Genomic DNA, 11,143 nt, shown 5'->3' on the forward strand with positions numbered 1-11,143 from the left:
CAAAGGGCTGAGTTAACATTGGCTCCACCCTCTTTCTTTGAATACACAACCTGAGAACGCTGCCGACGTCACTCGGCGCATTTTGAGAGAAACGCCCATGAGCACGATCCGCCTCACCATGGCGCAAGCCGTCGCCCGGTTCCTCACTGCGCAGAAGACGGAAATCGATGGACGAACCCTGCCTCTGTTCGGCGGCGTCTGGGCCATCTTCGGCCACGGCAACGTGGCCGGTATGGGCGAGGCGCTGCACGGCGTGCGCGACAAGCTCCCGACCTTCCGCGCACATAATGAGCAGGGCATGACCCATGCGGCGATTGCCTTCGCGAAAGCCTCGCGCCGCAGGCGCATGATGGCCTGCACCACCTCCATCGGCCCCGGCGCGACGAACATGGTGACGGCCGCCGCCGTCGCGCACGTCAACCGTCTTCCCGTTCTGCTTCTTCCCGGTGACGTGTTCGCCAACCGCAAGCCCGATCCGGTGTTGCAGCAGGTCGAGGATTTTTCGGATGGTACAGTCTCGGCCAACGACTGCTTCAAGCCCGTCTCCCGATACTTCGACCGCATTGCGCGTCCTGAGCAGATCATTCCCGCGCTCCAGCGCGCGATGGCGGTCCTCACCGATCCCGCCGATTGCGGGCCGGTGACGCTCGCGCTGTGCCAGGACACGCAGGCCGAGGCTTACGATTACCCTGAAAGCTTCTTCGCGGAGAAAATCTGGACACCACGCCGCATCCGCCCCGACGAGTCGGAACTCGCTGAAGCCGCAAACCTCATCCGCGACGCAAAAAAGCCCTTCATCGTGGCGGGCGGTGGCGTGCTCTATTCCGGTGCCGAGAGGGTGCTTGCAGAGTTCGCACAAAAGCACGGACTCTTCGTCGGTGAGACGCAGGCCGGCAAGTCCAGTCTCCCTCATGATCATCAGGCCAATCTCGGCTCGGTCGGCGTGACCGGCACAGGCGCTGCCAATGCGCTCGCCGAAGAGGCCGATGTGGTGATTGCGGTGGGCACGCGCCTGCAGGATTTCACCACCGGTTCCTGGGCATTGTTCAAAAACCCGAAGCGCCGCATCGTCGGCCTCAACGTGCAGGCGTTCGATGCCACGAAGCACAATGCACTGCCGCTCGTGGCGGACGCGCGCGTGGGTCTTGAGGAATTGGGCCGTGCGCTCGGCGGCTGGAAGGCGCCGGAGGCCTGGGTCGTGAAGGGCAGCAAGGAAAAATCCCGCTGGTTCGAATCCTCCGCCCGCTTCACCGATCCGACGAATGCGGAACTTCCCTCCGACGCGCAGGTGATCGGCGCAGTGCAGCGCACCTCCTCCCCGACCGACGTCGTGGTCTGCGCCGCTGGCGGCCTGCCGGGCGAGTTGCATAAGCATTGGAAGGCGAGCAGCGCGCTCGGCTACCACATGGAATACGGCTATTCCTGCATGGGATACGAGATCGCGGGCGGCCTCGGCGTGAAGATGGCCGATCCCTCACGCGAGGTGATCGTGATGGTGGGCGACGGCTCCTACCTCATGATGAATTCGGAACTCGCCTCCTCCGTGATGCTGGGTCAGAAGCTTACCGTCGTTCTCCTCGACAACCGCGGTTATGGCTGCATCAACCGCCTTCAGCGCGCCACGGGCGGCGAAAGCTTCAACAATCTGTTGCAGCACACGAACCACGTGACGCTGCCCGACATCGACTTCGTCGCCCATGCCGCGAGCCTCGGCGCGCAGTCGCTGAAGGTGAAGAGCATTGCCGAACTCGAAGACGCCTTGAAGAAGGCACGCGGTGTGGATCGCAGCACCGTGATCGTCATCGATACCGATCCGCTCATCTCCACAGACGAAGGCGGCCACTGGTGGGATGTAGCCGTGCCGGAGGTATCGTCACGCGAGCAGGTGAAGACGGCGCGAAAAGATTACGAAACAGCTCTCGCTGCGCAGCGCGTGGGCGACTAACGGCATTTCAGAGAACACCGCCCTCATCCTGAGGAGCCGCGAAGCGGCGTCTCGAAGGAGGGTCCGGTGTTCTCTGGAGACGCCTCGCCCTTCGAGACGCTACGCTCCTCAGGGTGAGGCTTCGGAAATGAGGTTGAGAAAGGACGAAGGAATATGACGATCCGTATCGGGGCGAACCCCATCGGCTGGTCCAACGACGACATGCCGGAGCTCGGCGGCGAGACGCCGTTGGAGGTGTGCCTTGCCGAGGCCAAGGAAGCAGGTTTCGAGGGCATGGAGCTCGGCAACAAGTTCCCGCGTGAGCCGGAAGCGCTGAAAAAGGCACTCGCACCCTTTGGTCTCGCCTGCGTGTCCGGCTGGTATTCCGCCGAGTTGCTCAAGCGCGATGCGGATGCGGAGATGAAGGCGCTGCGCCCGCATCTCGACCTGCTGAAGGCCATGGGCTCGAACGTGCTCGTGTTTGCCGAGACCTCGAACGCCATTCACGGAGACCGCTCCAGGCGTCTTTCGCAGCGTCCCGTCATGCAAGCTGGTGACTGGGCCGAGTTCGGCCGCCGCATCACGCGAGTGGCCGAGCGTACGCTCCAGGAGGGCGTGCGCGTGGTCTACCATCACCACATGGGCACCATCGTGGAATCGGAGGCTGACATCGACGCCTTCATGCGCTCCACGGGTGAAGCCGTTCACCTGCTCCTCGATACCGGCCATGCCACCTGGGGCGGGGCGGATCCGGCAGCGCTCGCTCGCCGCTATCGCAGCCGCATCGGCCACGTGCACACGAAGGATGTGCGGAAAAGCGTGATGGAAAGGTCGCGTGCGGAGAACTGGAGCTTCCTCGATTCCGTCATCGAAGGCGTTTATACGGTGCCTGGTGACGGCATGGTGGATTTCGTCTCCGTGTTCAAGGAACTTCCGGGCTATAGCGGTTGGGTGGTGATCGAGGCGGAGCAGGATCCCAAGAAGGCTCATCCGCTCACCTATGCCAAAATGGGCTATGCCAATCTCACCCGCTTCCTGAAGGAAGCCGGCCTGCGTTAGTTTGTTGAACGCATTTTCTCGTCGGAGAACCGCTAGCCACTTCTCCGGAGAATGCGTGAAGGAGTTCTCACGATGTCGAAGCTTCTCGTCAAACCGTCGAAGCCCGATCAGAACGGGCGCATCCATGCCATCACGCCGGAATCGGCGGGTTGGACCTATGTGGGGTTCGAGGTCTACCGGCTCAAAAGCGGTCAGAGTTTGAAACAAGCGACAGGTGATCGGGAAGCTTGCATCGTCATGCTTTCAGGCGAGGCGCATGTGGGCGCAGGCGGCCAAGACTTCGGCGTGATCGGCGGGCGCTCCTCGCCGTTCGAACCGGATCCGTGGTCGCTCTATGCGCCCGCTCATTCCAAGTGGTCGTTGGAGGCAGAGACCGATTGCGAGATCGCCGTCTGCACCGCGCCGGCCGAAGGAAAGCTTCCGGCGCGTGTGATCCGTCCTGATCAGGTGGGACAGGAAACGCGTGGCAAGGGCACCAACACGCGCCATGTGCGCAATATTCTGCCCGAGACCGAGCCTGCGGAAAGCCTGCTCGTGGTGGAGGTGATTACGCCTTCTGGCCATTGGTCGAGCTATCCGCCTCACAAACACGACCGGGACATGCTGCCCGACGAGTCGCTCTTGGAAGAGACCTATTACCACCGTCTCAACCCGCCGACAGGCTTTGCGCTGCAGCGGGTCTATACGGATGACCGCTCGCTCGACGAGACGCTGGCCGCCAGCAACGGCGACGTGGTGCTGGTGCCGAAGGGCTATCACCCTGTCGGCGCGCCGCACGGCTATGAGCTCTATTACCTGAATGTGATGGCTGGCCCGAAGCGGATCTGGAAATTCTACAACGACCCGGACCACGAATGGATGCTGAAGACGGCTTGAAGCAGCCGTGACAGCATTTTGCGGCGCAGTGGATCCGGCTCGCCGTTGAAAAATACTTCGCACCAAAGAACAGAGTTGTTTCCACACAAGTGGAAACAACTCTGGCGCCTCGTGCGGAACCAGAGATCCGCATCGAACGATGCCCTCATCAAGGGAGGGAGCATCGTTGAGAGCGGAAAACCGGATCCACTTTTCGCTGACGCGGCCCTTCGGGTCGCTGACGCGGACCTTCGGTTCCGCACGATGCTCTAGCGATCGATCTCGACCTTCAGCTGGATCACATCGACGGACACGCCGAGAAGCCGCGCGATCCGGTGGCGAGCCTCATCCAGAATTTCCGGCACGCTCGAGGCCTCGCGGCCGAGAGACAGCGTTCCGGCGTCGCTCTGCATATGAGGAGGCACGCTGTTGGCCGCCCCCTCGCCGTCATCGAGGAACATGATGCCGTGGTTCTGCCCATCGTACCACATGACCTGGGCACGCCGGGCGAGCTTCTTCTTCGGGATCTGCAGCTCGAATTCCGCAGGGACTTTGACGGGTTGAGCAAACACGAGCCGCGCGCCGGTCTCGGAGAGATCTCGCACGGTGCATTCCATTCGGGAGAGGCGGTTGTTGTAGATGATGTGCCCCTCAAGAAGCGTGCGCGAGCGCTGACTGGCGCGACGCTGCTCAACCGGATTCATAGCCCCCCCTTCATTATGTCCCGCCATATGGCAGAAAAAGACAGGACAAACCTAGTCGGCCAAATCTTCTAGGCCGTTTGGTCGAGCCGTGCGGATCGCCGTTCTTGAAACGCTGCCGAAGGGCGCGACACCCATAGGTAATATAGTAACATGATTTTGACAACCTGCATGGCAATATTTTCAAATGTGCCTTGCAAAATTGCGCTTAAGGGTTGGCTGCCCAGCCGGCAATGGTCGAAGGGAGCTTCTTCTCGTGGGCACCGGGCACTGCGATCGGACGAGGAGGTATAGCCCGCGCCATGCAATCCCGCATGTGAACCCTGCGTGCGTCCTTGATGATGACCCGATATTGCTGCTCGGACATGTTGCGGGTCCGATACATCAGCCTCGTTTCCTTATAGCAGGCATTCCAGCGGGCATTCCGATCAAGCTCGACCATCGACAGAGACGTCCAATCCTGAGCGGAAACCCCTCCCGAAACGAGGCTCGCGCAGCCAAAAACAAGCAAAAACACAACACGCATCTCTATGCTCCCATGTAAGGAGCATAAACCTTCTGCCGTGAACTTGTTGCCCCCTTCCAGGCACTCCTGCGAGCTACTTCCCAAGCCCCTTTCGCTTTTCAGGATAGAAAGGATGCCCTTCCGCCAGAAGGAGTTATCTCCGCAGAGAGGCGCAAGGTCTCGTGGGAGTTGCCCAAAGAGAATGGCGCGCCCGACAGGATTCGAACGTGTGACCTTTGCCTTCGGAGGGCAACGCACACGTTTTTCCGCATGTTTCCTCCAATATTCTTGCGTCGATTACGCCCTTGCATCATAAGTGTTTTACCCCCCCAAAAGGGGAGCGATGTTTCCGCTCGTTTCCCCAAGTTGGATCCATTCTGCTTACCCCATGCTTACCTAATGCCCAAACTCACTAAGAGGGCCGTTGATGCCACGGCACCAGATCCTGCCCGCGATGTATTCGTTTGGGACGATGAGTTGCCGGGCTTTGGGCTTCGGGTAAAGCCAAGCGGGGCGAAGTCCTTCCTCGTCCAGTACCGCAATAAGAACGGACGAAGCCGACGAGTTACTATAGGGCGCTATGGAGTGCTGACTCCTGACGAGGCCCGCAATGAGGCGCGCAGCATTCTGGTGAAGGTGGCGAGAGGGGAAGACCCAGCTGAAACCAGGGCAGCGGACCGCACGGCGGCGACAATGGCCGACTTGTGCCGGGAATATCTGGAGAAGGCAGAGCAAGGCCTCATCATCACGCGGCGTGGCAAGACCAAGAAAGCCTCCACTCTCTACACCGATAAGGGCCGGATCGAGCGCCATATCATCCCGCTTATTGGGCATCGCACAGTCAAGGACCTAACCTCGTCAGACGTTCGGGCGTTCTTACGCGACGTGATTGCGGGCAAGAGCAAGGCAGACATTAAAACTGGCAAGAGAGGCCGTGCCATTGTCGAAGGTGGGCGGGGAACAGCAACTCGAACCATAGGCCTCCTCGGCGGCATCCTCTCCTATGCGGTCGAGGAAGGATATCGAACGGATAATCCGGCGAAGGGGATTAAGCGCCCGGCTGATAAGCGCCGCACCATCCGCCTAGACGCCGAGGGCTACAAGACTCTTGGAAAGAAGCTGAAGGAAGCCGAAGAAAAAGGTGAATCCTGGCAAGCTGTTGAGGTGGTGCGCCTTATCGCCCTTACCGGCTGTCGCCGCGGCGAAATCGAGAACCTGAAAAAAACCGAGGTGGACCTTGCTGGGCAAGCCTTGCGCCTTGGCGACACAAAAACCGGCAAGAGCATTCGACCAATTGGGCAGGAAGCCGCAGCGTTACTCAAGACAGCCATTAATCGGTCGAACGGGCCGTATGTCTTTCCTGGCATTCGCGGCGAAAAAACTCCATTTCGCGGACTACCGCGTGCATGGGATAGGATTGTAGGGAATAGCCTACCTGATATGACACCACACGGTCTCCGCCATGCCTTTGCATCTATTGCAGAAGACTTGGGCTTTACCCTACCGACAATCAAAGCCCTTATGGGCCACGCTGGGACAGGAATAACGGAAGGCTACATTCACAAACTCGACAGCGCATTGGTTGCGGCTGCCGACCACGTCTCTAGCCATATTATTGAGATGATGCGGAAAGCCTGAGTTTCCCAGTCGGTCACGGCGCCCACCTAAGGAAAGGCGCAGAGCGGCGGCACTGGAATATCAATCAAAGAACTCGCCCGCCTCGGCTGTTTTTGAGGTGTGACCGGTGTGACTGGTGTGACCGCCTTATATTTCAATGACTTATCTAGTCACACGCTTACGAATGAAAGTGTGACCGGTGTGACCGACATTGCAGGGAGTTGCCTGGTGTTGCAGGCCTAGTGCGTTGCATTACGATCCCTTGCTGTTGGTCGTGACAATTGGGCGGGGTAGCCTCTAAGCACAACAGGAACCAACCAAATGTTGGATAGCTTCCTGACCAAATTACCCGTACGTTATTTGGAAGCTTGCTGTGGGGCACTCAAGATGAAGAAGCTCAAGGGATTCGTTTTTATCTCTATGCTTCTCGCGGCCTGGACAAATGCTCAAGCAGCCGACATCCAAGTCACATCAGACAAAGACCTTACCATTGTGTCGATTGAGGGTGAGCTCAAATTTCGTGACGAGGAAGTGTTCACGGAAAGGGTCTTACGCCTCAAAGAAGCTGTGGTGGTGTTCGACAGTATTGGCGGAAATCTCAACGCTGGCATTGAGATCGGTAAAGCGATCCGCCTCAAGGGGTTCAGTACCCTTGTGCTTGACGACACGATCTGTGCTTCGGCCTGTGCACTCGCATGGCTCGGAGGCAAGACGAGATGGGCAGCCCCCAGAGCGAAGATAGCCTTCCATGCCGCTTGGATGCTGAGGAATGGCCGAAAGGAAGAGACAGGACAGGGAAATGCCCTCGTTGGTGCTTATCTACAATTATTGGGCCTCCCACAGGAAGCAATCCTGTTTATTACCAAGGCGTCCCCGGATGACGCGGAACTGCTCACCTTTCAGAGCGCAGAGATACTCGGCATAGCCGTCAAGAGATTTGAGCTTCCATCTGAACCTAAGCAGACAGATGCCAAACCGGAGCTCCCTCAACGTTCAGTGTCCACGGATCCTGACGCTGGTTACTATGATCCGAATGCTCGAACCCTCAACCCAGTAACGACCACTCTGGCGCAGCCCGCTGAGACCAAAACCGCGGCACTCCCTCCTGTTCAGACCCCAACGTATGCGATAAGGCGCCCAGAGGATCCCTTGATGGACCCTCAGGTCCTCGACCTAGCAAACCTGGATGCCGCCGCGCAGGTTCAGCGTCGACTTCAGGAGAGGGGCTTCTTCTATGGCCTTGTCGATGGTGTATGGGGGCAAAGGTCTCGAATAGCCCTGCGGGACTTCAAGATCCGCAACGGGCTCGGCTCCGATGACAGGTGGGATCTGAGAACTCAGCTCGCGGTATTTGATGACCGTTATCCAGCAGCTCCTGTCGCCTACACCCCTGCAAACCCTGAGCAGGATACGAGGGGGCTTTTCATGCCTTTTGCCCCTCCAAAAGGCGCTACACTTCACCCGCTCAATCCCCGCGATGCGTTGAAGATCCAAAGCCGCCTTTCTGAACTAAACTACTATCGCAAGACAGGTGATGGTGTCTGGGGCATGGCCTCAAGGTCCGCTCTCACGGATTTCAAAGTTGCGAACGGCCTTTCTGCTGATGACGTCTGGGACGGAATCGTTGAAGAAAAAATTGAGGGGCCTTATGCCGTCCCTGCCACGGAAACACCATTCGGGGAGTGGGTCCTGCCCGGAACGGCCTGCGGAGATCCGAACAATGCAAAACGGCTTGTGGTGGCTTCCAAGAGCATCGTAGCCGGCACTGGCACCTGCGAATTAGGGATCACCCTTCAGCGCTCACCTGATGGGTGGCGCGGTGCCGGCGTATGCACGCGAGGTGCAGAGTCCGCTTCCGTGCGCGTCCAACTTCAACTCCTCAACGGACGTCTAGTGGATCGTTCAGTCATCGGGACTGTCCCGAATGAGGAACCAGCGGTGTTCACTCGCTGTCAGTGAGCCGCCCAGCCGTCCAGGTACAGCATCGACCACCTACTACCAAGCGAATGCGTTGTCATTGAGCTACCAGGAGGGCAGGCGGCATGGAGGGCAGTGCATAAGCCCGAGACGTCGAGCAGGGGTTAAGCCATCCCTTAGCCCTCCATACGCCACCACACCCTGCCCTTGCTTGCGCAGGCAGGGATGCGGTTCTGTGTGGATCCTTATCCAAACCTGGAGAAGCAATTTGAACGAGGATGAGTTTAAGGCCGGGTTTCACTCCTGGCTTGCCGAAGGCCGGATGCAGCAGGTTCGGGATTATGCCAGCCGGGGAAGAAGTCTCGAGAAGACATCCATTGAACGATTGCAGGGGGAATGGATCGCTCTCGTGCGTGCCTGGGTCACCAATCCCCACGAGCACAGCAACCCTCAAAGGGCAGACATCGAGGCCGAGTTTACCCTTCGGGGTCTGGAGCCGCCCTATGAGATGGTGAAGGACGAGTTCGAGGCTATCATTGGCTTTGCATCGAACACCATGGAGAACCTGGACGACATCGAGAAGGACAGGATCAACGACGAGATAGCCGACGAGCTTGCTGAATTTCTCGTAGGGGAGCAGTCCCGGCGCAACTAGACACCACCGCTTCACCACACCCCGCCTTCCGCTGACGCGGGCGGGGATGAGGTTACGCTCTGAGACTGACATCGACGGGAAGAGGTGGCGCCTTCCCCACCGATCCGGAAGCAGTTCGGAACTGGTACGAGACTGAAGTTTTCTGAAGCACCCACGAGGAGAGACACCCATGCACGTATTCGGAGCCTTTGAGTTGGACATCAGGCCGGGAACTCCCGACAACCCGGCATCCGTCAGGATTGCCCTCCTGCGCTACACCCGGGGCGAGGACGGACACCTGTTCATCACTCCGGAATGTGCATCCCTCGAGGAGTTGGAAGGGCAGATCAATTCCCTGCAAGACGAACTGGACGAGATCCGGGAACGAGCCCGCCGAGCCTTTCAGGTGGCATGATCCTAACAAAGCTCAACATAGGTGAATGAACCCAACCCCACCGTTGGCATACTACGCCCATGATGGAATTGGTTTGGGAGCCCATTCTAGTGGTTAAAATCTAACACTTGGTACCCGATCTGGGATGCCCTGCTCAAACTCGAAGCGGAAGTTGGGCAAATGTCAGCGTTGTGCCAAGAGCGGCCGTTCACCATCGCCCAATCCATTGCCAAGGAATGGCGGTCACAATTGACCTCGCGAATGGCTGCCGGGTCGCCGGACACTGACATCGCCAACCTGGAGGCTTGCGTGACGATAAAGGTCGCGTCGACCTTCCATGGATCGCCACCCGCACAATTGCTCAGACTTCAAGAATGAGCCTGTTGTTGGCATTGCCCGCACCGGCAGCGCAAAGGACCGGGGCTGGCGCCGTTGCTATGCCGGCAGGACGATCACCTTCGTCTTGACCGGCGTTCGTGAGTACAGGTGCATCATGTCCTGAGTGAGAAGGCCGACGCAGCCACTTGTGATGCCGGTGCCGATCGATTCCGCGTCGAGGCTGGCGTAAATCGTGTAGAGCGTGTAGGCGCCATTCTGATAGAGATAAAGCGTGCGGGCGCCGAGCGGATTGTCAAGGCCACCCGGCATGCCGCGGGCCCATTTGGCCGCCTCGGGCTGGCGCCGGATCATCTCCTTGGGCGGGGTCCAGGTCGCCCATTCGCCCTTGCGCCCGACATACGCGTCACCGCTCCACCGGAACCCGTCGCGGCCGACATTGGCACCATAGCGGGTGGCGTTTCCATCGTCCTCGATGCGGTAGACGTAGTAATTGCCAGGATCGACGATAATCGTACCAGGCGCCTCTTTGGTCTCGTAGCGAACTGTCCGGCGATAATATTTCGGATCGACCTTGCTGACATCGATCGCCGGGATCGGGAATTTCTCATCGGGCACCGGCCCGTAGACCTTCGCCGCCTCGGCGAGGCTCATGCCGTCGGATGTCACGCAACCGGCGAGCCCCAGCGCGCCAATACCGGCGGCCGAGCCAGCCAGAAACGACCGGCGGCTGAGAAGCCCCGCCCGACGCCCGAGCAAAGCCGCCTCGTCTCTCTCGCCAGCCTCGGCCTTCCTACCGTTCATGATCATGATTTGGCCGTTTCCCTTGTTCTGTTGCCCGACGAGATAATGCTCCGGCAACCACCCGCTGAACGTCTTGTTGAGCTGAGATTGCCGTCACACGGCTCGATTGGCAAGCCTGGGCCTTCGCTGTGCTGAGCTTGCCATGGACGACAGTCGGCAACGTCCACGCGGTCTCGCTGCCTCACTTCGTGTGGCGCTCGGCGTGGCCCGATCTGATGGTTGGCTTTGGCATCGCGGCGATGAATGCGGATGCTGACCGCGATGTATGAGACGCAGCACGCGAGCAGCGCCGCGCTGAAGCATGAGAGTCCGTTCAGGGTCCAGCCTGTGTGGAAACGCGTTGATCTGCTAAGCTGATGTTGATCAGCGGAGGGCCGGATGAAGCGTTTCGTTGAAG

At 59.2% G+C, this 11,143-nt stretch carries 10 protein-coding genes; 7 read left to right on the top strand and 3 right to left on the bottom strand.

The genetic code is table 11. From position 1 onward, the window contains the following. Positions 1-97: 97 nt before the first annotated feature. From iolD to iolB, 3 genes are all read left to right on the top strand, one after another. Entirely contained in the window at positions 98-1,945 is a 1,848-nt protein-coding gene (gene iolD, locus DC522_RS11600) for a 3D-(3,5/4)-trihydroxycyclohexane-1,2-dione acylhydrolase (decyclizing) (protein ID WP_116528870.1), read from the top strand. 153 nt (positions 1,946-2,098) lie between these two features. After that, positions 2,099-2,983 carry a myo-inosose-2 dehydratase gene (iolE, locus tag DC522_RS11605; RefSeq protein ID WP_116528871.1) on the top strand — a complete coding sequence of 295 codons (885 nt, stop codon included), beginning with the start codon at positions 2,099-2,101 and terminating at the stop codon, positions 2,981-2,983. A gap of 72 nt (positions 2,984-3,055) precedes the next feature. Beyond that, the gene (iolB, locus tag DC522_RS11610) at positions 3,056-3,859 is read left to right on the top strand and encodes a 5-deoxy-glucuronate isomerase (protein WP_116528887.1); all 804 of its coding nucleotides are present in this window, start codon (positions 3,056-3,058) and stop codon (positions 3,857-3,859) included. Between the two features lie 248 nt (positions 3,860-4,107). Here iolB and DC522_RS11615 read toward each other — a convergent pair whose 3' ends face one another. Next, on the bottom strand, positions 4,108-4,542 hold the full coding sequence (locus DC522_RS11615; RefSeq protein ID WP_165820126.1) for a PilZ domain-containing protein: 435 nt from the start codon (positions 4,540-4,542) through the stop codon (positions 4,108-4,110). A gap of 205 nt (positions 4,543-4,747) precedes the next feature. Further along, positions 4,748-5,065, bottom strand: a complete 318-nt coding sequence (locus DC522_RS11620; RefSeq protein ID WP_133239263.1) for a hypothetical protein — start codon at positions 5,063-5,065, stop codon at positions 4,748-4,750. 378 nt (positions 5,066-5,443) lie between these two features. Here DC522_RS11620 and DC522_RS11625 point away from each other — a divergent pair, with 378 nt between their 5' ends. The 4 genes from DC522_RS11625 to DC522_RS11640 all read left to right on the top strand — a co-directional run bounded on the left by DC522_RS11625 (position 5,444) and on the right by DC522_RS11640 (position 9,627). Continuing rightward, positions 5,444-6,682 (top strand): integrase arm-type DNA-binding domain-containing protein, encoded by a 1,239-nt coding sequence (locus tag DC522_RS11625; protein ID WP_116528874.1) that lies wholly within the window; start codon positions 5,444-5,446, stop codon positions 6,680-6,682. Between the two features lie 300 nt (positions 6,683-6,982). Beyond that, positions 6,983-8,620 carry a hypothetical protein gene (locus tag DC522_RS11630; protein WP_116528875.1) on the top strand — a complete coding sequence of 546 codons (1,638 nt, stop codon included), beginning with the start codon at positions 6,983-6,985 and terminating at the stop codon, positions 8,618-8,620. Positions 8,621-8,846: 226 nt separating this feature from the next. Then, positions 8,847-9,233 (top strand): hypothetical protein, encoded by a 387-nt coding sequence (locus tag DC522_RS11635; protein ID WP_116528876.1) that lies wholly within the window; start codon positions 8,847-8,849, stop codon positions 9,231-9,233. 169 nt (positions 9,234-9,402) lie between these two features. Continuing rightward, positions 9,403-9,627 (top strand): hypothetical protein, encoded by a 225-nt coding sequence (locus DC522_RS11640; protein ID WP_116528877.1) that lies wholly within the window; start codon positions 9,403-9,405, stop codon positions 9,625-9,627. Positions 9,628-10,041: 414 nt separating this feature from the next. Here the strand turns inward: DC522_RS11640 and DC522_RS11650 are convergent, their stop codons facing one another. After that, positions 10,042-10,752, bottom strand: coding sequence for a L,D-transpeptidase (locus DC522_RS11650; RefSeq protein ID WP_116528888.1), 711 nt, complete (start codon positions 10,750-10,752; stop codon positions 10,042-10,044). Positions 10,753-11,143: the final 391 nt, after the last annotated feature.

Source organism: Microvirga sp. KLBC 81 (genome assembly GCF_003075415.1).
Classification (GTDB): Bacteria; Pseudomonadota; Alphaproteobacteria; order Rhizobiales; family Beijerinckiaceae; genus Microvirga.